The sequence below is a fragment of the Schaalia sp. JY-X169 genome (genome assembly GCF_014069575.1).
Classification (GTDB): domain Bacteria; phylum Actinomycetota; class Actinomycetes; order Actinomycetales; family Actinomycetaceae; genus Scrofimicrobium.
Window position 1 is genome coordinate 1170244 of sequence record NZ_CP059675.1, and the last position, 26490, is coordinate 1196733.

General features: G+C 61.2%; 27 protein-coding genes, 1 tRNA gene and 1 pseudogene. 22 read left to right on the top strand and 7 right to left on the bottom strand.

The window, feature by feature from the left end:
* Positions 1–676: 676 nt before the first annotated feature.
* Positions 677–2758 carry a transketolase gene (tkt, locus tag H2O65_RS05085; protein ID WP_182142556.1) on the bottom strand — a complete coding sequence of 694 codons (2082 nt, stop codon included), beginning with the start codon at positions 2756–2758 and terminating at the stop codon, positions 677–679.
* A gap of 108 nt (positions 2759–2866) precedes the next feature.
* Here tkt and H2O65_RS05090 point away from each other — a divergent pair, with 108 nt between their 5' ends.
* The 11 genes from H2O65_RS05090 (at position 2867) to H2O65_RS05140 (ending at position 12493) form a co-directional block, all read left to right on the top strand.
* Entirely contained in the window at positions 2867–3811 is a 945-nt protein-coding gene (locus tag H2O65_RS05090; RefSeq protein WP_259349589.1) for a site-specific tyrosine recombinase XerD, read from the top strand.
* Positions 3812–3848: 37 nt separating this feature from the next.
* Entirely contained in the window at positions 3849–4706 is an 858-nt protein-coding gene (locus H2O65_RS05095; RefSeq protein WP_259349590.1) for a ParA family protein, read from the top strand.
* A gap of 4 nt (positions 4707–4710) precedes the next feature.
* Entirely contained in the window at positions 4711–5589 is an 879-nt protein-coding gene (locus H2O65_RS05100) for a ScpA family protein (protein WP_182142558.1), read from the top strand.
* A gap of 10 nt (positions 5590–5599) precedes the next feature.
* A complete protein-coding gene (gene scpB / locus H2O65_RS05105) occupies positions 5600–6229 on the top strand; it encodes an SMC-Scp complex subunit ScpB (RefSeq protein WP_259349591.1) in 630 nt (209 codons plus the stop codon).
* A gap of 43 nt (positions 6230–6272) precedes the next feature.
* Positions 6273–7022 carry a pseudouridine synthase gene (locus tag H2O65_RS05110; protein WP_182142559.1) on the top strand — a complete coding sequence of 250 codons (750 nt, stop codon included), beginning with the start codon at positions 6273–6275 and terminating at the stop codon, positions 7020–7022.
* Positions 7022–8236, top strand: a complete 1215-nt coding sequence (locus H2O65_RS05115; protein WP_182142560.1) for a prephenate dehydrogenase — start codon at positions 7022–7024, stop codon at positions 8234–8236. The genes H2O65_RS05110 and H2O65_RS05115 overlap by 1 nt, the downstream gene beginning before the upstream one ends.
* Before the next feature lie 39 nt (positions 8237–8275).
* A complete protein-coding gene (cmk, locus tag H2O65_RS05120; RefSeq protein ID WP_182142561.1) occupies positions 8276–9067 on the top strand; it encodes a (d)CMP kinase in 792 nt (263 codons plus the stop codon).
* A gap of 31 nt (positions 9068–9098) precedes the next feature.
* Entirely contained in the window at positions 9099–10706 is a 1608-nt protein-coding gene (locus H2O65_RS05125) for a hypothetical protein (protein WP_182142562.1), read from the top strand.
* A 111-nt stretch (positions 10707–10817) separates the two neighbouring features.
* A tRNA-Pro gene (locus H2O65_RS05130) sits at positions 10818–10894 on the top strand.
* Positions 10895–11058: 164 nt separating this feature from the next.
* Positions 11059–11307: a helix-turn-helix domain-containing protein gene (locus H2O65_RS05135; protein ID WP_220458801.1), complete on the top strand. Its 249-nt coding sequence runs from the start codon at positions 11059–11061 to the stop codon at positions 11305–11307.
* Between the two features lie 4 nt (positions 11308–11311).
* On the top strand, positions 11312–12493 hold the full coding sequence (locus H2O65_RS05140) for a tyrosine-type recombinase/integrase (protein ID WP_182142564.1): 1182 nt from the start codon (positions 11312–11314) through the stop codon (positions 12491–12493).
* Positions 12494–12651: 158 nt separating this feature from the next.
* On the opposite strand, the gene H2O65_RS05145 is transcribed toward H2O65_RS05140, so the two are convergent.
* The 5 genes from H2O65_RS05145 to H2O65_RS10680 all read right to left on the bottom strand — a co-directional run bounded on the left by H2O65_RS05145 (position 12652) and on the right by H2O65_RS10680 (position 16244).
* Positions 12652–13179 carry a hypothetical protein gene (locus tag H2O65_RS05145; protein WP_182142565.1) on the bottom strand — a complete coding sequence of 176 codons (528 nt, stop codon included), beginning with the start codon at positions 13177–13179 and terminating at the stop codon, positions 12652–12654.
* An 18-nt stretch (positions 13180–13197) separates the two neighbouring features.
* The gene (locus H2O65_RS05150; RefSeq protein WP_182142566.1) at positions 13198–13653 is read right to left on the bottom strand and encodes a single-stranded DNA-binding protein; all 456 of its coding nucleotides are present in this window, start codon (positions 13651–13653) and stop codon (positions 13198–13200) included.
* Positions 13654–13739: 86 nt separating this feature from the next.
* Positions 13740–15374: a type IV secretory system conjugative DNA transfer family protein gene (locus H2O65_RS05155; RefSeq protein WP_182142567.1), complete on the bottom strand. Its 1635-nt coding sequence runs from the start codon at positions 15372–15374 to the stop codon at positions 13740–13742.
* Positions 15371–15916 (bottom strand): hypothetical protein, encoded by a 546-nt coding sequence (locus H2O65_RS05160; protein WP_182142568.1) that lies wholly within the window; start codon positions 15914–15916, stop codon positions 15371–15373. Before H2O65_RS05160 ends, H2O65_RS05155 begins: the two co-directional genes overlap by 4 nt.
* Before the next feature lie 106 nt (positions 15917–16022).
* Positions 16023–16244, bottom strand: coding sequence for a YjzC family protein (locus H2O65_RS10680; protein ID WP_398397212.1), 222 nt, complete (start codon positions 16242–16244; stop codon positions 16023–16025).
* 569 nt (positions 16245–16813) lie between these two features.
* Here H2O65_RS10680 and H2O65_RS05170 point away from each other — a divergent pair.
* From H2O65_RS05170 to H2O65_RS05215, 10 genes and pseudogenes are all read left to right on the top strand, one after another.
* The gene (locus tag H2O65_RS05170) at positions 16814–17896 is read left to right on the top strand and encodes a tyrosine-type recombinase/integrase (RefSeq protein WP_182142570.1); all 1083 of its coding nucleotides are present in this window, start codon (positions 16814–16816) and stop codon (positions 17894–17896) included.
* 4 nt (positions 17897–17900) lie between these two features.
* A complete protein-coding gene (locus H2O65_RS05175; RefSeq protein WP_087137855.1) occupies positions 17901–18230 on the top strand; it encodes a helix-turn-helix transcriptional regulator in 330 nt (109 codons plus the stop codon).
* Positions 18231–18694: 464 nt separating this feature from the next.
* Complete coding sequence (locus tag H2O65_RS05180) at positions 18695–18928, top strand: hypothetical protein (RefSeq protein ID WP_182142571.1); 234 nt, start codon at positions 18695–18697, stop codon at positions 18926–18928.
* Positions 18929–18979: 51 nt separating this feature from the next.
* Complete coding sequence (locus H2O65_RS05185; RefSeq protein WP_182142572.1) at positions 18980–20023, top strand: hypothetical protein; 1044 nt, start codon at positions 18980–18982, stop codon at positions 20021–20023.
* A gap of 7 nt (positions 20024–20030) precedes the next feature.
* Positions 20031–20384 (top strand): helix-turn-helix transcriptional regulator, encoded by a 354-nt coding sequence (locus tag H2O65_RS05190; protein WP_142113285.1) that lies wholly within the window; start codon positions 20031–20033, stop codon positions 20382–20384.
* Entirely contained in the window at positions 20381–22276 is a 1896-nt protein-coding gene (locus tag H2O65_RS05195) for a cation-translocating P-type ATPase (RefSeq protein WP_182142573.1), read from the top strand. The genes H2O65_RS05190 and H2O65_RS05195 overlap by 4 nt, the downstream gene beginning before the upstream one ends.
* A gap of 129 nt (positions 22277–22405) precedes the next feature.
* On the top strand, positions 22406–22600 hold the full coding sequence (locus H2O65_RS05200; protein ID WP_182140706.1) for a hypothetical protein: 195 nt from the start codon (positions 22406–22408) through the stop codon (positions 22598–22600).
* A gap of 165 nt (positions 22601–22765) precedes the next feature.
* A complete protein-coding gene (locus H2O65_RS05205) occupies positions 22766–23215 on the top strand; it encodes an IS3 family transposase (protein ID WP_259349458.1) in 450 nt (149 codons plus the stop codon).
* A 503-nt stretch (positions 23216–23718) separates the two neighbouring features.
* Entirely contained in the window at positions 23719–25185 is a 1467-nt protein-coding gene (ltrA, locus tag H2O65_RS05210) for a group II intron reverse transcriptase/maturase (RefSeq protein WP_220458706.1), read from the top strand.
* Positions 25186–25276: 91 nt separating this feature from the next.
* Positions 25277–25785: pseudogene (locus H2O65_RS05215) on the top strand (IS3 family transposase); the annotation flags it as partial.
* A 25-nt stretch (positions 25786–25810) separates the two neighbouring features.
* Here H2O65_RS05215 and H2O65_RS05220 read toward each other — a convergent pair.
* Positions 25811–26161, bottom strand: a complete 351-nt coding sequence (locus H2O65_RS05220) for a hypothetical protein (protein WP_182140708.1) — start codon at positions 26159–26161, stop codon at positions 25811–25813.
* Positions 26162–26175: 14 nt separating this feature from the next.
* On the opposite strand from H2O65_RS05220, the gene H2O65_RS05225 reads away from it, so the two are divergent.
* Positions 26176–26460: a hypothetical protein gene (locus tag H2O65_RS05225; protein ID WP_182140709.1), complete on the top strand. Its 285-nt coding sequence runs from the start codon at positions 26176–26178 to the stop codon at positions 26458–26460.
* Positions 26461–26490 lie beyond the last annotated feature (30 nt).

Consider the following 26490-nt stretch of genomic DNA (forward strand, 5'->3'; position numbering starts at 1 on the left):
ATCATTGCGGGGGAGATGGGACTGCTCCAAGCGGACCATTCCAAGCCGAGCATTCCAAGCAAGATACTCCGAGCAAAGCCTTCGGAGCAGAATATGTCGCGGCGCCGTCGCCGAATGCGCCGCCCGGTTGCTGATAGCGTCGGCCGGTCGTCAAGCACGATCATTCAAGCCCTAGCCGAATTAGCGGACCCCCTATGGTTGCCGGTATCGCCTAAGGTTGCCGTATTCTGAATGAAACGCAGGCAACCTTATGTGTCCGCGGCAACCTTAGGCGATACCGGCAACCATAGCGCCGTGGCCCCGGCGACCAAAGCTGACAGCGGCAACCTTAGTGACGCGTCCTCCAAATGTATATGTTGGGGGCTAATGTGCGTCTGGGGTATGTACCCCAGACGCATTTTTCGTCCCAACGTATACATTTCACGAGAGCGGGCTTGGGAGGGGTCGCGATCTCAGATGTGCCGGAAGGTGCGAGCCCGGAAATGCTTGGGACGGTGTGTGGTCGGGGGTGCCCAGCGGTGAGCCGGAAGGTGCGCGCCCGGAGATGGGCAGGGTGTGCGGCCGGCGGTGCGCCGGAGAAGGTGCGGTGGGGAAGTGCTTGAGATGATGCGCATTCGGTGGCTGCCCCTGAGGGAAGAGCCGACAGCCCCTCGAAGGAACAGCCACCAAATTGCGCCTACTTGACGGCTGCGACCGACTCCTTCGCAGCCGCAACCACTGCCGCGGGCGTTAGGCCAAAGTGCTCAAACAAGGTGTCTCCCGCGCCCGGAGCGCCAAACGACTCGATTGAAACGCTACGGCCATTCGGGCCAACCAGCTTCGCCCACGGCATCGCGATCCCTGCCTCCACAGAAACCCTCGCTGCAACATCTGAGGGGAAGACCGACTCCCTGTAGTCCTCATCCTGGTCCGCAAACCACTCCATGCACGGCACTGAAACCACGCGGGCGCCAATGCCTTCGCTACCAAGAATCTCGCTGGCTTCAAGGGCAATCGACACTTCAGATCCGGATGCCATGAGGATGACATCCGGTCGACTTTCTGTATCAACCAGAGTGTATGCACCTCGAAGAACCCCCGAGGCTTCAGCCACTCCGTTGTCTCCACCACGGGGAACGACGGGTAGGTTCTGGCGGGAAAGTATAAGGGCGGCGGGGGAGCGACGCTCTAGGACTCCCTTCCAAGCCTGCGCGGTCTCATTCGCATCTGCTGGGCGCACAATTGCCAGGTTCGGAATTGCGCGGTATGCGGCAAGGTGCTCAACCGGCTGATGTGTCGGTCCGTCCTCACCAACACCGATGGAGTCATGTGTCCACACGTATGTAACGGGCAGGTTCATGAGCGCGGCTAGCCGCACCGCACCGCGCATGTAGTCTGCAAAGACGAAGAAGGTTCCGCCATAGACGCGGGTGAGTCCATCCGCTGCGATTCCGTTCATGACCCCGCCCATGGCGTGCTCCCGAACGCCGAAGTGCAGGTTCCGTCCGAACACGTTGCCGGTGAATGCCTTTGAGGAGCGACGCTCTGGAATGAAGGAAGGTTCGCCCGCAATCAAAGTGTTGTTCGATCCTGCCAGGTCTGCTGATCCACCCCAGAGTTCAGGCATGATCTTCGCAATGGCATTGATCGTCGTGCCGGATGCCGCACGCGTAGCTACTTCCGTCCCGGCCTCAAATTCTGGGAAGGCCTCATCAAAGCCAGCCGGTAGTTCACCGGAGCGGATCCGATTGAACAGTTCAACCTTGTCGTGGTTACCTTCAGCCCACACGCGGAATGCCTCATCCCATTCCCGCATCGCTGCATCCGCGCGGGAGAGCGCATTCTCTCGGGTGTAGGCAATGATGTCTTCGTCCATCTGGAACATCTCGCTTGGGTCCAGCCCCAGCGCCTCCTTGAGACCTGTGAGAGCTTCGCCGCCCAACTTGGAGCCGTGGATTCCCCCGGTGTCCTGCTTGCCAGGGGTCGGCCACCCAATGATTGTCGACAAGGCGATTAGGGATGGCTTCGCGTCTTCGGCAAGAGCATTGTTGATAGCCTCATCCAGGCCATGGACGTCCTCGACATACTCCGCCCCGTCCCGACGCCAAGCCACTTTCTGCGTGTGCCATCCGTAGGCCTCAAAACGCCCCAAGACATCCTCATTAAAGGAAATTGACGTGTCGTCTTCGATGCTGATTCGGTTATCGTCATAGATCACCACGAGGTTGCCAAGCTCCTGGGTTCCCGCAAGCGATGCGGCCTCGGACGCGATTCCCTCTTGGAGGCACCCGTCACCAACGATGACGTATACGTTGTGATCGAACGGTGACTTACCGAGTTCGGTGTTGGGATCGAACATTCCGTGTTCGCGGCGGGCGGCCATCGCCATACCCACAGCGGCAGCAAAACCTGACCCCAGCGGGCCCGTTGTGACCTCGATGCCTTCTGTGTGCCCCAGTTCCGGGTGACCGGGGGTCTTGGAACCGAAGTGGCGGAAGCCCTGCAGATCTTCCATTTCGAGGCCGACTCCCGCATAGTACAGCTGGATGTACTGCAGGAGAGAGGCGTGGCCCGCGGAAAGAACGAACCTGTCGCGGCCAACCCACTGGGCATCACGGGGATCAAACCGAAGGTGACGCTGATAGATCAGGTAAGCGGCTGCCGCGAGGGAGATTGGGGTACCCGGGTGTCCGGAACCCGCATTCTCTACGGCATCTCCAGCCAGTGCTTTGGCCAGCTTCACAGCCCTATCATCACGTTCGTCCCAGTTCAGCGTCACAGTGACACCACCTTCTTCGAGTAGTTGAATACATCTTTGATTCAGTCATCAAACACAACCCAGCTTAGCTTGGTGTGTCAGACTGTATGGGCATGACAGAATCAAGCTGTGAGTCCACAGGTAGCAAATCCCAGCCATGATGAGCTGCAGTGGTTTCTTGATGACATGACTGTTGTGAAGGGGGCATCGCCCCACACGGTCAGTAACTATCGTCGTGACCTCAAGCGATTTATTGAGGTGATCGCTCCGGTGAAGGTACTTGATGCATCCCGCGAGAATGTTGAAGCCTTTGCCAAGGCACTCGCGGAAGGTGAGGACGGAGGTTCGGGCCTAGCTCCCTCATCGATTGCCCGGGCTCTTTCAGCGGTTCGATCTTTCTACAAGTGGGCTATCAAAGAGCAGCTCATCGCCGCAAACCCCGCTGCTGACGTGCAGGCACCCCACGGACCGGACTCGCTTCCAAAGGCACTCACCGTGCACCAGGTAACAGCGCTGTTGGATGCGGCTGGAAAAGGGGATGGGCCGCGCGCTCTGCGAGACCGAGCGCTCTTAGAACTCTTGTATGGCACTGGCGCCCGAGTGTCAGAAGCAATCTCGCTGGCCGTGGACGACCTCGACCTCGACAAAGGGGACGATGCAGACGCGGTTTCAGTCGTGAGACTGTGGGGCAAGGGAAGGAAGGAACGCCTCGTGCCTCTGGGTGGGTACGCGGTATCGGCCGTGGAAGCATATCTTGTTCGAGGCCGTCCCGCATTGGCACAGAAAGGACCGGGGACGTCGGCGCTCTTTCTGAATTTGCGAGGGCGGGCGCTATCCCGGCAGTCTGCGTGGGAGATTATCCAGAATGCCGCGGTGGCGGCCGGCATTACCCAGGATATTTCGCCCCACACTTTGCGCCACTCGTTCGCAACCCACCTGCTGGAGGGCGGTGCTTCGGTGCGTGAGGTGCAGGAACTTCTGGGTCATGCCAGTGTTTCAACGACGCAGATCTACACGAAGATGTCGCCGACCTTGCTTACGGAAGTTTTCCGTTCGACCCATCCGCGCGCGTAGGACCCAGAAGTTGCTTGGAGGCGCTAAAGTTGGGCTTGTGAGCGAGGATTTCCAGTTGGCCCTAGTGGGCGTCGAAGAAGAAGACGATTTTCCGACGCCAGAACCGCTGTTTGAGCATGGCCCAGCACGGATCATCGCAATGTGCAACCAAAAGGGCGGGGTCGGAAAGACGACCACCAGCATCAATCTGGCCGCGGCTTTGGGAGAGTACGGACGTAAGGTGCTCCTGGTTGATTTCGATCCACAGGGTGCAGCAACGGTGGGCATGGGGATTAACGCCCTGGACATGGATGTCACCATCTACAACCTCATTTTGAACCCGCGCCTGTCAACGCGTGATGCGATCTGCAAGACTTCCGTCCCGAACGTTGATGTTCTCCCAGCCAACATTGACCTGTCAGCAGCCGAACTCCAGTTGGTGAACGAGGTCGCTCGGGAGTCTGCTCTGACCCGTGTGCTCCGCAGTGTCGAGGACGAGTACGACGTAATCATCGTTGACTGCCAGCCTTCTTTGGGTTTGCTGGCAGTGAATGCACTGACCGCTGCGCACGGCGTGATGATCCCAGTGGCGACCGAGTTCTTTGCCCTTCGTGGGGTAGCGCTGCTAGTTGAAACCATTGAGACGGTTCGTGACCGCATCAATCCACGCCTGAAGATTGATGGCATTCTTCCAACCATGGTAGATCCGCGCACGCTCCACTCCCGTGAGGTCCTAGAACGTTTGAACGAGGCGTTTGGCGACCTGGTGTTTGAGACGGAGATTCGCCGGACAGTAAAGTTCCCCGATGCCTCGGTTGCTACCGAACCAATCCTGTCATTTGCGCCCTCTCACCCCGGTTCGAAGGCGTATCGTCGTCTTGCTCGGGAAGTAATTGCCCGCGGCGACGCACCATAGAGTCGTGGCACAGAAGCTTTGGGGTGACGACAACGGGGATTCCGAGCCGCTCGAAACAGAATCGACGTATGGTCCACCGTCGTTGCGAGAGTTTGATGTTTCGTTAGAGAATTTCACGGGCCCGTTCGATCTGCTGTTGCGCCTGATTGCCCGCAGACAAATGGATCTGACGCAGATTGCGTTGGCAGCGGTTACAGACGAGTTCTTGGCCTACATTCGTAAGCAGCCCGACCTCTCTTCTGCAACGGATTTTCTGGTGGTAGCAGCGACACTGCTCCATATGAAGGCCGCGGCGTTGCTTCCTAAGAACGCGGTCGAGGACGACATTCTTGACGAGGACTTGGAGGCGCGAGATCTTCTTTTTGCCCGCCTCCTGCAGTACCGCGCCCTCCAGCAAGCAGCGGAGGTCTTGGTGAAACAGTGGGACAAGCATGCGGGCACGGTGGCTCGTTCAGTGCCACTTCAAGAACCGTACGCGTCACTTTTGCCGGAGCTGCGGTGGACGGCATCACCAGAGTTCTTTGCGTCTTTGGCAGCAAATGCACTTGCTGAGAAGCCACGTCCGGATGAAGCTCAGCATGTGGGTCGACCTGCGGCCTCGTTCGATGAGCAACTTGAAATCGTAAGAGCAAGACTTGAAGAAGGCTCTGTCGCGAGTTTTGCGGACTTAGTTCAAGACGCTTCCAACTCGGCAGTGGTGGTGACCAGGTTCCTCGCTCTGTTGCAGTTGTACCGCCAGGGCAACTTGGCCTTTCACCAAGATGATCCCATGGCCACCTTACGGATTGAGTGGGTTCCGCCAACCCCGGGCGCAGCGTTGGTGGCGTCCCTGCAAAATGGCGAAGTTGAGATAGCGAGGGGGTCCCACAGTGAGCGGCGATAAGGAAGATGCTGTGAGCATTGACAGGGAAGATGTCGCGGTGGCCGACACAGCGGGAAGAGGTGGGGACTCTCTCTCCCTTGAGGGTGTCGACCTCAGGGGGGCGCTCGAAGCTATCCTCATGGTTGCTCTGGTACCCGTTTCGCCTATGGACCTTGCAGCCGCCACCCAGATGCCTGTGGAGCAGGTTGAGGAGGCTCTACGGGGGCTCGCCGCCGACTATGACGGAAGAGATGGAAGCCGTGAGCGCGGTTTTGAGCTAAGGGAAATCGAGGGGGAGTGGCGGCTCTATTCGCGTTCTAAGTGGGCGTCTTGGGTCAGCCAGTTTGTCGCGGGAGCAGAGTCCACCAGTCTGACGCGGGCAGCAATGGAAACACTGGCCATCATTGCCTATCGGCAGCCGGTAACCCGCGGTCAAATCGCACGTATCCGTGGGGTTAATGTCGATAGCGTGCTACGAACTCTCGCTGCTCGCGACCTGATCGCCGAGGACGGTACCAGCCCAAGCGGGGCTCACCTCTTCCGCACCACGTCGAGCTTCCTGGAGTACATGGGAATGTCGTCTCTGGACGACCTCGTCCCCCTCGGACCCTTCATGCCTGGACCAGAGAATATCGATTACCTGCTTGCCGAACTACCATAGAGACAACGACAAGCGACGGGAGTCGCGGAACGGGGCACTAATCATGGCGAATGACCCTCACAAAGAGGATGGCATCCGACTTCAAAAGATCATCTCTCAAGCCGGTCTAGCTTCACGTAGGGCTGCAGAAGACATGATTCTGCAGGGCAGAGTCAGTGTCGACGGAAAGGTTGTGCGCAAGCTCGGTACCCGCGTAGACCCCGCTAAGCAGGTTGTGCGGGTGGACGGGGAGCGGGTTGAGATTGATGAGAAGGCCCACATTGTTTTGGCCCTCAACAAGCCGGTCGGCATGGTTTCCACTATGGATGATCCGGATGGGCGTCCCTGCCTATCGGACCTGCTGGCCGACTATCCAGAAAGGCTTTACCACGTTGGGCGTCTGGATGTGGACACATCGGGCCTCCTCCTGCTGACCAATGATGGGGAGCTTGCCAACCGCCTGACGCACCCTTCCTATGGAATCGAGAAGACGTATGTGGCTAGAGTCCACGGGGAGGTCAAGCCGTTTGTGAGGCGGACACTTCTTCGGGGTGTGGAGCTCGAGGACGGTCCGGTCAAGGCCGACAAGTTCCGTGTTCGCGACGTCCTCGGCGACATTTCGGCCGTGGAAATTACCCTCCACGAAGGTCGCAACCGCGTTGTACGCCGCATGATGGATGCTGTTGGTTTCCCCGTGCGGGAACTGGTGCGTATCGGCTTTGGGCCGATTCATTTGGACCGACTTCAGCCCCGCGGAATGCGCCGTATCAAGGGTGATGAGCTGCGCCGCCTGTACGATTCCGTTCAGCTGTAATGGCACTCATCCAGAGGGCGGAGGTCGTAACCGCCGGACCTGTGCTGATCATTGGAACAGGGTTGATTGGGACTTCAATTGCCCTGGCTCTACGTGGAAGTGGTGTGGCCGTTTACCTCTGGGACGCGTCACCCACCTCTCTTGCTCTTGCTGGTGATATGGGAGCTGGCACTCCGCTCAGCAGAGGATTTCAGTCGTTTGCAGACGTGTCTGACGGATCGGGTCTGGTGGTTGTCGCATCTCCTCCGGACGTCTCGGGAGGGATCGTCGCGACCTGCCTCAAGGCATTCCCGCGGGCAGTTGTTACAGACGTTGCCTCCGTAAAGGAAGCGGTCGTTGGGGACGTGTTTGCGTTCTCGACCGATCCTGCGGACGAGGGCGAAGCAGCTGCCACAGAGTATCTGGGGCTCAACGGGTCGGACCTGGCGCGCTACGTCGGTTCGCATCCGATGGCAGGACGTGCTCGTTCAGGTGCCAGCCATGCGGACGGCGATCTGTTCATCGGCCGACCCTGGGTCATCGTTCCTACTGAGCACTCGTCCCCAGCTGCGGTCACCACAGTTCGTAACCTAGCCGTGGATGTGGGAGCTGTTCCCATGGAACTTGGTCCGGTGGAGCACGACGAGGCCGTAGCACTCGTGTCCCACGTGCCCCAGCTGGTGTCTAGCCTTTTGGCCGCCCGCCTTGCAACCGCGTCTTCGGACGCCCTCGGACTGGCGGGGCAGGGGTTGCGAGACACGACGCGCATCGCTGCTTCCGACCCGGGTCTGTGGACGGCGATCATCGCGGGAAATGCCGACAGGGTGGCGGATATCCTCGTTGACCTCCGTGACGACCTCGTGGGACTGATCTCCGGGTTGCAGGCTGGGGGAGTCCAGGCTGACGGAGCTATCCCCCCGGGTGTCGCGGGGGCAATAGCGAAGGTCATGACCGCAGGCAATCAAGGCGTTGAACGTATTCCTGGTAAACACGGTGACTCTTCGAGGCGGTGGGGCTACGTCGAGGTCTTGGTTCCGGATGAGCCAGGGGAGTTGGGGCGATTGTTCTCAGAACTTGGTTCAATAGGCGTGAATATAGAGGACTTGGTCTTGGAACACTCCGCGGGACAGCCCGTCGGCTTGGCTCGACTGATGATTGAACCGGGTGTTGTTGAAGAGACACAGGTGGAGTTGGAAGCTCGGGGTTGGCGTATTGCAAGTAAGAGCTTGCGCTAGTTCTTAATGGTGTTGGCAACGGGCAGAAAGAGGGCGGGGATGTCTAGTCAGGGGAGTCGCAGCACTGAGGATTCTTTGGGGCCAACCAGAACCGAAGAGACATTTCAGTTGCGCAATGCTGTTGCAGGACAGGGTCTTCTGATAGGGATCGATGGGCCCTCTGGGTCAGGAAAATCCACCGTTTCCAAACGTGTTGCCGCCGAGCTCGGCCTCGCATTCTTGGAAACGGGGGCCATGTACAGGGCTTTGACCTGGAAGTGCATGGCTGCGGGTGTGGATTTGGACAACCCTTCTGCCGTGTTGCGTGAAGCGGACCATTTGGACTTTGAATCGGTCGGTACAGTGGCGCACCCAAAGTTCCTCGTTGGCGGGCGGGATGTTACGGATACTTTGCGCTCTGTGGAAGTTGCGGCAAACGTGTCGGTGGTTGCCGGCTATATTCCGGTGCGGCAGTGGATGGCTATCGCGCAACGGGAAGAGATGTATAAGGCTCGCGCAGACGGCCGAGGAATGATTGCTGAAGGTCGGGATGTGACTACGGTTGTCTGCCCGGATGCAGATGTAAGGATCCTCCTCCTTGCAGACCCGGAGGCGCGGCTGCGCAGGCGCGTCCTCGAAACCTACGGGCACGTAACCGACGACCTACTTGAGAAGACACGTGAACTGGTGAGTGGGCGCGACAAGACTGACTCCAAAGTGTCTTCGTTCCTAGAGGCTGCGCCGGGGGTGATCACTATTGACTCGTCGAGCAAGTCCGTTGACGAGGTCGTCGAGGACGTACTGTTGCAAGTGAGCGTTTGGATACAAGACCGGGTGCACGGCCGTGCCTAAGCCGGGACGCACCTTCCTTGCCATGGTGTGCGTGAGCACTCTGTGTTTGGGAGGGTGCGCGGTTTCCCCGTCAACAGGTAACGCCACGTTGCATGGCGACGACAACGGCGTTCAGGACGCCCAATCACAGCAGTCTGATCGGGACGACTACGACGACATGCGCGCCGCGGAACTGCCCCTTGCCCCCAAGACGATTGCTGATGTGCCATTTGACGTCTGGGTCTCCGAAGGGAGCATTCCAGACGACCTTGTCATCGGTGGTGCAGATCGCCCGACGAGGGCGAAAGAGGGTCGACAGTTCCACGTCCTGGGCTCCACTCGCGGGAAGACGGACGCCCAGGTGTTGACACTGATTGACGGGGGAGTCGCATTCGGCACTGGCACTTCCCCGCAGGTTTCCCGCGAAACCGTTGGCTTGATCGGGACAGAGGGCAAGTTCACTGCGCTGCAGGAGGTTCCCAACGTGGGCGACGGATCTACCCTGTCTGGCGACGCTCCATTTCAATCACTGAATGCAACAGGTGCGTCATCTTGGGGACAGGTTGTGGTTTGGGTTGCCGTGGGTACCGGCGGGAAGCAATGGGCTCTCGTCGGATGGAACGTTGAGACGGGGCAGGTTTCTGAGTTGGCAACAGCGGAATCTATGACACTTGGCTTCACTGGAATCTCAGCGCGCATGGTACCCGGATTGGAGCCTCCCAAGGTCAATGGTGGCTACGCATACTTTGAGGTCGCCATTCCACAGAATGTTTATGATGCCGCCACGCCCGGAGTGCGGTTCCATGAGATCCAAGTGAGCGGAGAATCAAGTCCTGACTACGGGGTGGCGGTCTTTCGAGTCCCGTTGGATTCGCCCGGCGACGTCGTTTTTGTTGGTCCATCTGCGCAAGTGATAGCCGACCCCGTGATCGATAGTGGGATGTTCTGGGCTGCGGCCCCTAGTAGCGACATCGACTCACTTCACGACGGAACACTCAGTGGTGACCTGGAACAGAACCAAAGCGGCTCTGGGCTCGGCACCGACAACGCTGCTCAATCTGGCCAGTGGGACCCGCTTGCCGGCCTGGAATCATTTAACTATTCGAACCTGTTAGAAGTTGCCGCAGGCAAGCAGGTGCACGAATCTAAAGCTCCGGATTTGGTCGTGTGGCGCAATGCCTCTGTCATCTCACCTCTATTGGGGTTTGGACCAGCAAACGATTGGGTAATCAGTGACCTTGAGGCTTCGCAACGGTATCTAGTTGTTGCACTCACAAAGATGTCCGTGGTGCGCGGAGAGGAGCAGTCTTCTTCCGATGGGCCACCTGCTTGGCTGGTTGCTTGGGACATGGAGACCGGGCGGGTGGCTGGGCTCGCGAAGTCGGAAGTTGCGGTTCCTAACCTGTCTGTTTCCGGCGACATGGTGGCGTGGGGTGCAGGCGCCGACTTATCGCAGGCGACCTCGGATGCCATTGGGAACGTGAGTGACGAGGGCGCAAGTGACGGATTCGTATGGCAGATTGGCAGCGATGTCGTGTTCCAATTGCCCAGTGAGGACGTGGTTGTCCCGCCACAGATCTCGGGGCACACGATTGCGGTGCGCCAGGTGGATTCCGAGGGCGTCAGTGGCTGGACTTTCCTGCGATGGATCACCGACTAGGCCCGTGATCCATCACGGGGACGCCATCTATGACCTATCGCTCCTTCGCAACTGCGCGTGCGATTTGTGGCAGCCGGTAGCCCTGCCGTAAGATCGGGTGGTTGAAAGAAACGGGCTGTGGCGCAGCTTGGTAGCGCACTTGACTGGGGGTCAAGGGGTCGCAGGTTCAAATCCTGTCAGCCCGACCAAAAAATCGCGGAAACTCAAGGGTTTCCGCGATTTTTTCGTAGGTGAGATTTGATCTGGTCATCACAAACCCATCTTTTTGACACGCCGAGGGGGCATTCGGGCGGCAGTCGCCCGGTAGGGTCCCGACCGCCCCGGTTGTGTACGGTCAGCTGCGATGTGCGCCGTGCACCTGTTCGTCATGGACACCGAAGCGCAACCCACCCCGCGGGGCCTGGAGCCACTGATCGATGTCGGCGAGCTGGCCACGTATTTGGGCATCCCCGTTTCGACGATCTACGACTGGCGCACCCGCGGCCTCGGCCCGCCCGCGTACCGCTTCGGCAAACACCTGAAGTTTGCCGTCTCCGACGTGCGTGTCTGGATCGAGCAGCAACGCGACGGCGCCAAGGCCTCCCCACTCGACGGGAGGTGACACGATGAGCCGCCCACGCCTCACCATCGGCACGTTCGGCACGATCGGGTACCAGACCGCGTCGAACGGTCGCGTCACCGCCCGCGCGAGGTATCGGGACTGGGATGGAAAGTCGCGGCTCGTGCAAGCCACCGGCGACACGAAGCGAGCCGCCGAACAAAGGTTGAAGGCGAAGCTTGCCGAGCGCACGCTCTACCAGCCCGCAGGCATCGGGCTGACTGCCGATAGTCCATTCCCTGACCTGGTGGCGTACTGGCTTGAAGATCTTGATCTTGAAGACCGGCTCTCGACCACCACCCGACGGCTGTACGAACGGAACATGCGTACGCTCGTACTGCCCGCGTTCAAAGACCTCACGCTGCGCGAAATCGGTGTCGCCCGCTGCGACCACTTCTTGAAGCAGCTTGCGAAGCAAAGCTACAACCGTGCCAAGCAGGCCCGGGTGGCATTGCGGCTCGCGCTCGGGTTCGCGGTGCGGCACGAGGTGCTACCGCGCAACCCGATGGATCACGTCTCACGGCTCCGGAAACCCCCGACGACACCGAACGCGCTCACCCCCGCCGAGGTAAACGCCATCCGCACCGCGATCGCGTTCTGGGAGACCGGGCTCTCACCCTCCGGACCGAAACCGGACGGGCAGCTCGGCGCGATCGTCGAGGTGATGCTCGGCACGTCGGCCCGCATCGGTGAGGTGCTCGCGATCCGTCGCCGCGATATCGACATCGTGAGCGCCCCGCCATCGATTCGCATTAGCGGCACCATCGTCGCGCACCGTGGCGAACCGACCCAGCGGCAGGATCATCCCAAGACCGCGAAGTCCAGACGCACCGTCGCACTCCCCGCGTTCGCTGCCGAGGCTGTGCGGCTCAGGCTCGCCCGCCGTGATGATGCCTCGCTGGATGCACTGTTGTTCTGCAATCGTGACGGTGGCCCGCTGACAACGAACAACGTGCGTAGGCAGCTTCGGCACGTGCTCGACCTCGCGGGCATCGAGGGCGTCACACCGCACATGTTTCGTCGCACGGTTGCCACCGCAATCAGCAATGAGGCTGGTGTCGACCTTGCTGCCGAGCTACTCGGGCACACGGACCCGGCGATCACGGTGCAGCACTACATTCGCCGCAACGAGATGGTGAATCCGGCGACCGCCGATATGCTCGACCGCGTCTTCGGGAAGGAAGTATGAAACAGGTTCTGTCTACACCCCTCGTTTAGCGGTTATTGCCGCCGACCTCTCGGCGAGCACGGATACCCGCGAACACAGCGCGGCCCTCAGCACAATCGAAGATCTGAGGTTGCGATGGCTGGCCGAACACTGAACACTTCTGATGCGATGTCATGCACTCAGGCACCGGAATCGATTTCCCCAGTTGCGAAGTCGATGTTGGCGTAGAACGCGTCTTCAGCTGCTTCGCGGTCTTGGATGACCTGTTCTACGACCTCCTGATTGTGTTCTTCGCCTGGCCAGGGTGTCTGTCTGGTGGGTCGATCGCGGTCTCGTCGAGTGCCGCTAGCGGCAACCCAGTCACGAAGTCGGTTGCGAGCATCTGTGAAGTCTCGATGCCAGCCGAACGGGGCTGAGCCGTCTTGTTCCGCATCGTAAGCGCTGAGCCAGTGTAGGTGCAGCGCCGACAGCTCCCAGAGAAGCTCTGGGTGGCGGTGCCAGAGCGGCGGCACTTCTGACGCCGGAAGCCCATATTCCAACCTGAGCCAGTTCACCCGCCGGTTGAGTGCGAGCAGCTCTTGCTCAAGGTCGTGGGAGGTGAGTAGATTCCAGTTGATCGGGCGCGGCGGTGCTGTCTCGTCTTCAGGCCTGAAACTTGGTTCGGGCAAATCGTCGAGTACTTCGTCAGTGCGATTGTTGTCAGTCATCGTTGCGCTCCTGCCGTTTCAGCGACCGAGTGTCGGAGCGTCAGTGCTCGGTCGCTTCTGAGGGGATTCGAACGCACGGCTCTGACCGCGTGCCGGTACATCGTGATCTGTGGCGCGCTGGCTTCGTTCCACGCTGTACTGGGTGCGAGCAGTGTCATGACCGATCTTTTTGGCGACAAACTCCACGCCGTCTGTGGCTTGGCCGTCGCGCTCGTAGCTGTACTCGTGCAAGTAGCCTTCGGCGACGAAGCTGTCGCCCTTCGAGAAGCGCTCGTACGCGCGCTCTGCGGTGGCGCGATACATCACTAGGTTGTGGAAGGTTGTTTCGAGCTTCGTAAACGTGCCATCGTCTTCGCGGCGAAAGTTCTCTTGGCCGAAGCGGGCGTAGAACCGTGCGTCGCCGCGGTCCGTCTGAGTGAGTTGAGGGTCGCTGGCGATGAAACCTGAGATCGACTGCTGTGTGCGGATGGTCATGGGACCGTCCTCCTGCCTGGTTGGGAGCGGCCACGTCAGCCGCTCGTATCAGGAAGGTGCGTAGGCGCAACCAGCTCGGTAGCTCGTCACTCGCTGATGGGTCGGTTTTCGAGCAGTGTTTCGATCTCACTGCGTTCGCGTTTGAGAGAGGCTGCGTCAGAGCGCTTCGGCCGGGGCAGTAGGTCGACGATGATCGGTGGAGCTGAGCGCAGCAGTAGGACTCCTGTGCCGAATGGCATGGTGCGGATGCGGTCGGGCGGCATGATCGGCACCCGGCGCACTGATCGCTGACTGCTTCGTGAACCGTAGTCACCGAGCGTGACAGAATCGGTGAACTCGTCGCGTTCACCGATCAAGGTCGAGAGGTCTTGCAAGTCGCGCGAGTTCGATGCGCCACCGAGAATGATCTTCGCGATGCTCGAATCCCAGATTGCTGCGGCTTGATCCTCGCTCCATTTGTCTCGGGCCTGAGCGAGTGATTGCAGCACAGGCATCGTCGTGATTCCAGTACCGCCGCCCTCCGCCATGAGCGTGGGAAGCGATGGCAGAGGTGCAAGGTTTCCGATCTCGTCGAGCGCGAGCAGCAACGGCGGATCAAGTCGCGCACCGGGAGATCGTGCTGCCATTCGGCGGGCGGTTTCAACGAGGTCCTCAACGAACGCGGCAACGAGCGCAGCACTGTTCCCTGCGCCCGCACCGGTTGCTAGCAAATAGAGGGTGCCCTTCTCACGGATGAAAGCTTCAGGGTCGAAGGCTTCATCTGGGCCGGGACTCACCGCATCGAGCACGCGAGGATCGGCGAGAGCGGCGAGAGCCAGTGAGACGCCCTGCCAGATCGAATCTCTGGTGCGCGGATCGGTCTCGATCATTGCTTCCAGGCCCTCGGACCAACCAGTTGCCGCCCGCGGTGAAGCATTCAAGATTGCGACAGCGTCGGCAGCGGCGAGCCCGGCTGCGCGAATCATTGCCGTCAGTGGATCCTCGCACCCACGAATCGGAGACCAGCGCAATCCTGCGGGTACGCCTTCAGCCAGATGTTGCGGGTCGAACACCATCACGGGGCCGACTCGCATTCGAGCCCGAAGCGTCGCAGTCAGATTGTCGGGACGGGTGGAGGTCGTCACGACCGCGCCTGGTGCGTCGAGGATCGCCGGAATCACGATGTGTAGGCCCTTGCCTGAGCGAGGCGGACCGATAAGCAGAATCGAATCTTCGACGCTCGCCCAGACGCCCTTCCCACGGGACTGCCCGAGTCGGTATCCAACGTCAGAAGGCTCCGGCCGCTCGAGCGATGGCCGGAGAGTAGCTGCTCTGCGCAGTAGCGCGCGGGACGATGCGGTGGCCTGCACCTCGTATGCGGTGGCTGTCCCAGGGAGCCTTCGCGGATCCGTATCGACCTTGCGTGAGTGCCGTCTCCAACGAGTCCAGGCCCACATGAGTACTAGGACGAGAACCGCGAGCATCACGCCCACAATCAACCAGTACACAAACGGATTCAATGTGTCGCTGCCGAGCGCCCGGCCCGGGTGCGTCGGATCAAACAGGACCCCAACGCCTCCCGCAATACCCTCACTGGGTTGACTCACGCGTGTGAGAAATGCTGCGACTGATCCGGAGGCGCGGAGCACGAGAGTGAGTCCGAGGATCCCAATGAGCACCGCGATCAGGATGTTGGTCATCTCGTCTCCGAATGAACCAGACTGCCGCCCTTGGATACTCATGGAAGCCGCTCAGTCACGATGCGACCTGACACATACCCAATGAGTGCTACTTTGCGCACTTGGCTTGTGAGCTGGTCGAGGTCGATCACGGCTCGTGCGACTCCAGAATCGTCACCTTCTGCGGTGCTCACTGGAATCGCGACAAGAACGTCCTCGCCCTGAATGAATCCGCCACCAGTGATTTCGATGAGTCGGGGAGGTTTGCCTCGCCGGGCCCGACGAGAATCTGGTTCTGGTGCAGACGGTGCCGCCACGTCGGCTGTCTCAGGGGTGCCGCGCCTCGCATGAATGATCTCAGTGAAAACGCTTCCGTAACTTTCCCGCACCTCAAGACGTAGCGTGCGACTGCGCTGTTGAGTGAGTGCGTCCAGTAGCTCTCCGAACTGTGCTCGGCTCCAACGTTCGGCATGAATTGGAGGTGGGGCCTCGATGCCGTCAAGGGTGGCGCTGACCGCGCCCATTTCCCCAACGGTGATGACCGCCAGTGGGAGATTTACTAGCGGAGGCTGTGCGTTCTGGAGATCATAACTCTGAGTGCTCATGCCTCAGAGGTGCTCTACTCAGGCCCGAGAAATTTTGACCCAGTCTCTGCAGAAGGCCCACTTGGGGGGATCCCGACGTGAGGTGGGACCCCCCAAGCTTCAGACACTACTTGCTACGACCGCCGTGCTTGGTTGGATCTACAAGGATGTACCCCATCCCGGGGCGGGGCGTCGGCGGGAGCGGCTCGCCGCGGGTTACTGTCCGCTCGTTGCCGGTGCGGCCTCCGCGTGGGCCAATCTGTTCCCACTGTCCGGAACGTGGAGCCTCTTGCCCAGGCCGAAATACAGGCTTCGATGCCATTGTTTTTTCTTTCTGGAACACCGGCATCTCCGGATGTTTGTCAGAATCATTGGCAATGAATCGTCAAAACCTCCGGTAGAGTCAAAGTGATTAGGGCTTCAATCTGATCACGCGACCCCCGGATGCCTTTCCCGTTTTCAACGCGATTTGCGCTGGGGGTTTGGCGTTCCAGTTTTAATTTTATCGCTCGCTCCCACAAAACAATGTGGTGTAGTTACACCGGTGTAGTTTTCCGCCTGCAATCAACGGAAAATTCCTGCTGGCTGGGGAGAAAGTGTTCAAGGATCACGGGCTTTGATGAGAGTTATCCACAGGCTTGGTAGGTACAAGAAGTTTTTTCTCTTGAATGAGTCCCGGCGTGTCGCGTCAGAGTTTTTGATGTCCAGTCAGATAATCGCGAACTAGCTTCGCGTTCTGCTTGGATTGCTTGTCTCTAGACCCGCATCTTCCAGACTGATCTTCATGCCGCTTAGGTGCGTCTCCCCAGCCTCCAAGCTGGCCTCGACCACGTTCAGGAATCCTGATGGATAATCATGATTCCTGAGGGTTCTGCGGTATTCTTGATGTATGGTCACGATTCGTGAAGCTGCGGGGCGATGAAGCTCGCCGTGGTGCGAAGTATCGGGACTGCCAGGGGCTGGCGGTCCGAGGAAGATGCTGCGGACTTCGAGCAGGAGATCATCGACCAGTACGCCCTCGCGATGGCCGCAGCGGGACTCAGCGACGGCTACATCGCGCAGTCCAGAACGGTCGTCTTCGAGTTCCGCCGCCATCTCGATGCTCCGCTCTGGCAGGCGAAGCCCTCCGACGCGGACGCTTTCCTGGCCGGGCTGCGCCGGGCAGGGCTTGCCGTCACGACCCGAGCGGGCAAAGCCGGAGCAATTGCGCTGTTCTACGACTTCGCCATCGCCCGCTACCAGGGCGACATCAACGCGCTGACCGAGTGGGTGATCGAGCAGCCCGTCGACGAGTACAACCGGCAGTCCGGCGCCTCGCTGGGCAAGGTGAGAGTGCCGCCATCGGATGCGGAGATCGATCGACTCTTCGGCGGGTGGGCCGCCTCTCTCCAAGACGAGCGGCGCTATCTGCCCGCCGCGAGGAACTACTTCGCCGCGTCGCTGTGGCGACGCATCGGGGTGCGCATCACCGAGAGCACGAAGCTCGACCTCCGAGATTGGCGACCTGATCTTGGGGCGCTGGGCAAAGTGCATGTCCGGTTCGGGAAAGGCTCTCGCGGACGCGGGTCGAAGCAACGGCTGGTGCCCGCGATCAACGGCGCGGACAAGCTCATCGACTGGTGGCTCGGCGATGTGCGACACCGCTTCGGCCCTGATTGGGACAACCCGGACGCCCCGATGATCCCGTCCGAACGGTTCGACCACGAGCTCGGCCGTTCCTGGCGTGCCAGCGACGACGTGCTCCGACGAGGTCTGCGGCAAGCGACCGAACGGTTCCTGCCGGCCTGGGCCGATGGTCGGATGACGCCGCATGTGCTCCGGCACTATTGCGCGTCGTCGCTGTATCTGGCGGGCATGGATTTGAAGGCCCTGCAGGAACTGCTGGGCCACCAGTGGCTGTCGACCACGACGCAGTACATCCACGTCTCCGGCGAGCACGTCGAGGATTCGTGGATGCAGGCGAACCAGCGGCTGGAACACCGATTAGAAAGGATGCAGTGACGCAATGAAATGGAATCTGCGAGTCCAGGCCGCCGAGCGCGGCATCTGGAAGTCGGCGGAGCTGCGGCGGATGCTCTCCGACGCCGGGCTGGAGATCAGCGTCGGCAAGATGTCCGGGCTGTGGACGGGGACCCCGACCACGATCCGCCTGGACGACCTCGACGTCATCTGCCATGTCCTCGACTGCTCACCGACCGATCTCCTCGTGCCTGAGCCCGAGAAAGTCCAAGCACGCAAACCCGGCGCCCGGCGGTCGGAAGAAGCCAACGGGAGCACGAATCTCATCGCGCCCCGGTTCGGTCCGAAGCACGACCGGCCCGCCCCGCCGTTATGAGCCCCGCACGCGGCCCGAACGGGCCTCTGAGTCCGCCGCTGCCCTGCACGGGCTGCGGGGTCAAGCCGGCCGCGTGGCTCACACCCCGCATCGACTTCTGCTACGACTGCATCCCCGGTGGCCCGTTCACCCCGCCGCCCTGCAGCAAGTGCGGTTCGAGCGAGTATTACACCCAGGGGCTCTGCGCCAACTGTCACCCGGGCAGCCCCGGCTACGTCGGCTCCTGCCGCGACTGCCTTGCCTGGGGCGTCTACCGTGGGCGCAACTGGCGCTGCTGGAAGTGCCGTTGGTGGTTTACGCACTACCCGCAGGGCGAATGCGTCTCCTGTCACCGGCAGGTCACCCTTGGCGAGCAAGGCTACTGCCGGTTGTGCCTGGAAACCGCCCGCTACCACTAGACGCCCGGACAGCCGCTCGACCTCGACGCGGCCCGCACCTACGGCCAGCAGCTCTTCCTCGCCTCAATGAACGACTCTCGTAGGCCCGCGGAACTCCACCTGCCGATGGCGATGAGTGTCAGCGAAGCGATCCGCGTCATCAACACGCCACCGCCAGTGGCGGCCAGCTACCAGCCGGTGTTGTTCCACATTGACCCTGACCCCGAGCTGCTCCGGCAGTGCTCCAACGAGATCCGGCTGCGCGACATCACCTCCCGCACTGATCACTTCCTCTACGCCCGAGCCGGCGAGTACGCATGAAGCAAGCGACAGACCAACCAGGTCCGGCGCACCCTGAAAGTCCTGCAGCTCGTGTTCCCCGGCGCGAATCTGCGCTTCCGCGCCTCCGACATCCTCGCGATGCGCTCCTACGACGACGATGGCAACATCCGCTCCACCATCGAAGTCCTCGAAGACGCAGGTCTCCTCATCGACGATAGGGTGCCGTCCTTCACCAAGCTCTTCGCACGCAAGACCCAGGCCCTTCCCGAGCCGATGCGATCGCAGCTTGAGCTCTGGCGCGACATCATGGTCGACGGCTCCAAGACCCCGCCGCGCCGCCAGCCCCGCGACACGATGACGGTCAAGGGTCAGATGTATGGCATCCTCCCCGCGATCACCCGCTGGGTCGAAGACGGGCGCACCAGCCTCGTCGGCATCAGCACCGAGGACATCCTCGCCATGCTCCCCGACGATCCCTCGCGCCGTCACACCATGATGCTCGGCTTCCGCACCCTGTTCACGATCCTGCGCGGCCGCAAACTGGTCTTCCTCGACCCGACGAAAGCGATCCCGCTGCGCGGCCCCAACCGCAACATGCCGCTGCCGATGGAACCCACCGCGATCCGCGACGCCCTCACCAACCCCGACCCCGCGATCGCGCTGGCCGTCTCACTCATCGCCTTCCACGCCCTGACCATACAGCAGGTCCAGCACGTCCAGCTCACCGACATCATCGACGGGCGACTGCGGATGCCCGATGGCCGGTCCATCCCGCTCGCGAAGCCGGTCCGCGTCCGCCTCACTGCCTGGCTCGACCACCGAGCCAAACGCTGGTCGGAAACGAAGAATCCCTACCTGCTCGTCACCATCCAGACCGCGCCCCGTCTCTCACCGCCCAGCCGGAACTTCCCCTGGAGGAAAGCCGGTGTCACTGCCCAGGCGCTGCGCACCGACCGGATTCTCTACGAGGTCGAACAGACCGGCGGTGACGTCAGACGCGTCTGCGACCTCTTCGGCATCGGCATCGAGACCGCGCTGCGCTACTCGGCCACGATCCTCGAACCACCCACCCCAGGCGAACGCGCCCCGACACACACGGGAGAGATCGACAACGAGTCAGCATCCACTGTATAGTCAGTGCATGCTGACTATTACTTCGCGTCTCGACGTCATGAACCGGCTCGGCCGGGCGATGGCGGACCCGACGCGCTCCCGGATCCTGATGACCCTGCTGGACGGCCCGAGCTACCCGGCGGTGCTCTCACGCGGGCTGGAACTGACCCGTTCGAACGTCTCGAACCATCTGACGTGTCTGCGCGACTGCGGCATCGTGGTCGCCGAGCCCGAGGGCCGGCAGACGCGCTACGAGATCGCGGACCCGCACCTGACCGCGGCGCTGACAGCGCTCATCGACGTGACGTTGGCCGTCGATGAGAGCGCCCCGTGCCTGGACTCGGCCTGCACCGTGCCGGGATGCTTCGGGGCGGGCGCGTGAGCGCCGCGTGCGGCTGCGACGAGCCGACCACCACCCCGGAAACCGAGGAAGTAGAGCGCCCGTGGTGGCGAGACCGCGGGATCATGGTGCCCGTCTTCTCCGGCGTCGCGTTCGGCACCGGACTGGTCCTGGAGTGGGCCGGGGCAGAGATCGCGGCTGTGGTGGCGTTCTGGATCGGCCTGCTGCTGGGCGCATCGACGTTCACGCCCGGCGCGATCCGGAACCTCGTCACGAAGCGCAAGCTCGGCATCGGCCTGCTGATGACGATCAGCGCCGTCGGCGCGGTGATCCTCGGCTACGTCGAGGAGGCCGCCGCGCTGGCGTTCCTCTACTCGATCGCCGAGGCACTGGAGGACAAGGCGATGGACCGTGCCCGCGGCGGACTGCGGGCGCTACTCAAACTCGTCCCGGAGACCGCGACCGTCCGCAGTAACGGCGCCTCGGTCGAGATCCCGGCGAAAGACCTCACCGTCGGGCAACTCATGCTCGTCCGCCCCGGTGAACGGATCGCGACCGACGGGATCGTCCGGTCCGGGCGCTCCAGCCTGGACACCTCGGCGATCACCGGAGAGTCGATCCCGGTCGAAGTCGAGCCCGGCGACACGGTGTCGGCCGGGGCGATCAACGCCGCCGGAGCCTTGGAGATCGAGACGACCGCGGCAGGCACCGACAACTCTCTCACCACGATCGTCGAGCTCGTCGAGCAGGCGCAGGCAGAGAAAGGCGACCGCGCCCGTCTCGCGGACCGGATCGCCCGCCCGCTGGTGCCCGGCGTGCTCGTGCTCGCCGCCCTCGTCGCACTCATCGGCTCGCTGCTCGGCGATCCGGAACTGTGGATCACCCGCGCCCTCGTCGTGCTCGTCGCCGCGTCGCCATGCGCGCTGGCGATCTCCGTGCCGCTCACGGTCGTCGCCGCGATCGGCTCGGCCAGCCGGTTCGGCGTGATCATCAAATCCGGCGCCGTCTTCGAACGCTTCGGCACCATCCACCACATCGCCGTGGACAAGACCGGCACGCTCACCCGCAACGAACCGACAGTCACGGCCGTGCTCACAGCGGACGGCGTGACGGAAGCACAGGCACTTCACTGGGCGGCGGCCCTGGAACAGCACAGCACCCACCCGCTGGCCGCAGCGATCACCGCCGCAGCACCAGAAGCACCCGCGGCCGAGGACGTAACCGAGCAGGCCGGGCACGGCATCGAAGGCCATCTCAACGGCACGAAGATCACCGTCGGCAGCCCTCGCTGGCTCGACCCCGGGACGCTCCGCGACCAGGTCTCGGACCTGGAGGAGCAAGGCATGACGGTCGTTGTCGTGCACCGCGACGGCGTGCCGGTCGCCGCGATCGGGGTTCGCGACGAGCTGCGCCCCGAGGTCCCCGAGGTCGTGCGCACCCTCACAGCTCAGGGCGTCGGGGTGACCATGCTCACCGGCGACAACACCCGCACCGCCCACGCGCTGACCGCGCAGGCCGGGATCGAGGACGTGCGCGCCGAGCTGCGCCCCGAGGACAAATCCGCCGCGATCTCCGAACTCGGCAGGACCGGCTCGGTCGCGATGATCGGCGACGGCATCAACGACGCCCCGGCCCTGGCCGCCGCGGACATCGGGATCGCCATGGGAGCGACCGGCTCGGACGTCGCGATCGAATCCGCCGACGTCGCCTTCACCGGCCACGACTTGCGGTTGCTCCCACGCGCGTTCGCCCACGCCCGCCGCGGCAGGCGCATCATCAACCAGAACATCATCCTCTCGCTGCTGATCATCACCGCACTGCTCCCGCTCGCCCTCTTCGGCATCCTCGGACTCGCCGCCGTGGTCCTCGTGCACGAGATCGCCGAGGTCCTGGTGATCCTCAACGGGCTCCGCACCGCACGCGGGAAACGCTAGACACAGAGCCGACCACCGCGCTCCACCACCACATCCGAGCACCGGCAGACCTGACTTGGACCATCTGGGGCTCTTTTGGTGTGTGAAGCGGTCCAGGTTTAGTTCCGTCTTTTTTGAGAGGATGGAGCAATGCCAGTAAAGTATGACAAGTCGTTTCGGGATCGTGCGGTTCGTATGGTTTTGGATCGGCTAGAAAATGATCGGTCACTGTCGCAGTCAGCAGTGATCAAAGAGACGGCGCCTCGCCTTGAGATCGCTAATGAGACACTGCGCAGATGGATCAATCAAGAACATGTTGATGCCGGCAGGCGCCCTGGTGTTTAGACTGAGGAATCTGCTGAAGTTCGCAGGTTAAAGCGGGAAATCGCGGAACTGAGAAGAGCTAATGAAATCTTGAAAACTGCGTCAGCGTTTTTTGCAGCCGAGCTCGACCGCCCCGCGGTGAGATGATCGCGTATATCGACATGTACAAGCATCGTTTCGGGGCCCGTGCCGATCTGCCGCACTTTAGGTGCGACAGAGAGCGGGTTCCTCACTTCCAGAGGCTACAGGGCTGCTAAAACGCGTCCTGTCTGTCACAGGGAAGTACGTGATCGCCAGTTGTTACCCGTGTTGCGTGAGGTTCACGCCAATAATTACGGGGTTTACGGCAAACGCAAAATGTGGCATGCCTTACGCCGGCAGGGTTGGATGATCGGGCGTGAACAAACCGGGCGTCTTATGTGCAAGGCTGGCCTTCACGGAATCCGCAGGGGCCGCAAACCCGTAACCACCTGCCCTTCTAGGACTGTTGATGAACGCCCTGATCTAGTGGACCGTAACTTTGATGCCACTGCTCCTAACCAGCTATGGGTGGCAGACATTGAGCGCCACGAGGTGCTTTTGAACCTTGCGGTGGTGAAAGGACACCGCTCGACGTCTGTCGCAGCAGGCGTGTGATAGCTGGAGGACGATCTGCCGTGCTGGCGTGAGCGTGGTGGGTGGAGCAGTCCTCGACAACGACGAGTCGTATCAGTACTGCCAGATGGTGCGGGCTCGGCTAGCGAGACGGAGAGGCATACGAATAGGAACCAGTGGCTGAAAGCCCCTCAATACAAGACCACCGATTCTAACCTGGCGGATTCGGGTCGGGTTGCATCGCGCACCCTCGTCGCTTCGGCGGTGAGGGGAACTCCTGGACTGGGTGATGTCGCCGGTCGGGAGGCCACGGTGAATGCCTGCGGCGTAGCCGTGGCGAGGATGCTGGGGCATAACTGGGTGCCGATCCCGTCGAAGGGTTCGGAAGTGAACGTGGGAACCATCTCGGTTCCGCCGGAGGACCGCCGCAGCCAGCGGCGCGGCGTCCGGCTGAGCGCGCGGCCTGCTGATCGGGCCGGGGTGGGGCGGAGGACCCGTAGTAGTCCGAGACCGGGAAAGCCGGTCACATGGCGAAGGGGTCCAGTGTGATCGCAGTAGATGGAAACAGAAAGGGAGAAACGCTTGTGAATACGAGTGTTCCGTGGCCTGCCGACACATCGGAGGCGTGGGCGCGGGTACTGACTATGCAGACGAAACTGCACCGATGGGCGACGGGCGATCCTGCTCGTCGTTTCGATGATGTGTTCAATCTGGTCTATGACCCCGCATTCCTCGCCGCGGCGTGGAATCGGGTGTCGGGCAACAAGGGAGGCCGCACTGCCGGCGTCGATGGGATCGCACCGCGATCTGTCACCCCGGACCGAGTGGCGGGGATGCTCACCGGTCTGCGCGAAAGTGTCAAGAACGGCGAGTTCGTCCCGGAACGGGTGCGTCAGAAGTCGATCCCGAAAGCGAACGGCAAGGTCCGTAGCTTGGGGATTCCGACGATGACGGACCGGATCGTTCAGGCCTCACTGAAACTGGTGCTGGAACCGATCTTCGAGGCGGATTTCATGCCGTCCTCGTATGGGTTCCGGCCGCGCCGTCGGGCGCAGGACGCGATCGCGGAGATCCACTTCTATGCCTCACGTGGTTACGTGCAGGTATTCGAAGCGGACATCACCGCGTGTTTCGACGAGATCGACCACGACGCGCTCATGCAGCGTGTCCGCAGTCGCATCACCGACAAGCGCGTGTTGCGTCTGATCCGCGGTTTTCTGAAAGCGGGTGTCCTCAGTGAGGACGGCGTGAACAGGGACACCTTCACCGGCACCCCGCAAGGCGGGATTCTGTCGCCGTTGCTGGCGAATATCGCCCTGTCCGTAGTGGACGAGCACTTCCAACGCAAGTGGGACGCGCTCGGACCGCAATGGTCGCGCACGAAGCATCAACGCGCTGGGGGCGCGACGATGAAGATGGTCCGTTATGCGGACGACTTCGTCGTTCTCGTCCGCGGCACCCAAGCTGATGCCGAAGCGCTTTGGGACGAAGTCGCCGACGTGCTCGCGCCGATGGGTTTACGCCTCTCGGTCGAGAAGACGACGGTCACGCACATAGACACCGGGTTCGACTTCCTCGGGTGGCACATCCAGCGCCGCCGGATCAGAGGTCATGGCGGGAAGACAGCGATCTACACCTATCCTTCACGGAAGTCTTTGGCTTCGATCAAGGACAAAGTGCGATTGCTTACCCGCCGGGCATCTCATCGAACGCTCGCAGACCTGCTGCGCCGGTTGAACCCGGCGCTGCGGGGCTGGTGCACATATTTTCAGCACGGCGTCGTGAAACACCTCTTCAGCTATATCGATCATTTCGCCTTCTGGCGGATCGTCGGTTGGTTGAAGAAGCGACACCCGAAACTGAATATGCGCACCCTGGTACGTCGTCATCTGCCCGGCTGGCAGATCCGCGACCAAGGAATCGAGTTCTTCCGTTGCCAGCAGGTCACAGTGGCCCGCTACAGGTATCGAGGAACCCGCATCCCCACACCATGGACGACTGCTCCGGCGTGACCACATGGAGAGCCGGATGCTCAGGAATGGGCACGTCCGGTTCGGAGGGCGGCCAGCAGAAACCCACCAGTTCAAAGACTGGCAGGGCGCTGCTGACCGACCCTACACGTATGTGAGAACTACGTCCGGGTTTTGTTACACCGCCTTTGTCACCGACGTGTTCTCCCGCAAGATCGTGGGATGGTCCACCCGCTCGACGATGCGAACCGAAGACCTGCCTTTGGAGGCGTTGGAACACGCACTGAACAGTGCAAAAAACAGGCCCTAACTGGTTTAGTACATCATTCAGATCGCGGATCTCAATACGTGTCGATTCGTTATTCCGAGCGTATGGAAGAAGCCGGCATTACCCCATCGGTTGGGTCACGCGGAGATTCCTATGACAATGCGCTGGCCGAGACCGTCAATGGCCTTTACGAAGCCGAACTCATCCACGCCCGCCGGCCCTGGCCCTCCGTAACCGAGGTCGAATTCGAGACGCTGAAATGGGTTCACTGGTGGAATCACGACCGTCTCCACGAAGCCTTAGATTACCTGACCCCAACCGAATACGAAGCAAACCACCATAACACCAATGCCAGAGCAAAAGCCCTAGCATAAACAGCGGAACAAAACCTGGACCGCTTCAAAGGGGCTGGTCGGGGTAGTTGCGTCGTGAGGCTAAGAAGCCTTCCTCAAGTTCATCTACGCGACCCTGCATCCATCGAATGAGCCCCAACTGACTTGTGTACAGCGCCTGAGCGACCGTACCCTCCTGGGGAGACTGCTCGTACATTGCCTGCGCGTGTTGTTCTGCAAGCGTCACATCTCCGTCAAGAATCAGTCGCAGACAACGGAACCAGAGTGCGGGGTTCGTATAGGGGACGCCGTGCAGGCCCGCAGCATCCACGCGATCCTCAAGAAGCTCAATATCAAGGGAACGAATCTCTCCCAGCTCAAGAAGAGCACCTATGCGGTTCCTCCGAAGACGCCTCACAGGAGACACTGGACGTGCTCAACGATGCTCTTGCAGGTCCAGAAGGTAAGGATGAAAGAGTGTTCGGGACCTCGGATGATGTGGTCCTGCAGGTCATCGAAAGCACATTCTCCAAAGCCAACGCAAAAGCGGAGTGGTCGGGGGAGACCCTCCGCGTCCGCATGGATGGGTCTGTGGAAGATCCCACCAGTCAAACTCCATGTTTAGCCTTGGAAGCACTACTTGTCGACGGTGAGGCGGTCGTTATCGACTACGACGACGGGGAGTTGATTTGTGCAGATCGGTATGACTTCGACTGAAACAGAGGAGATAGGACAATGAGAAAGACC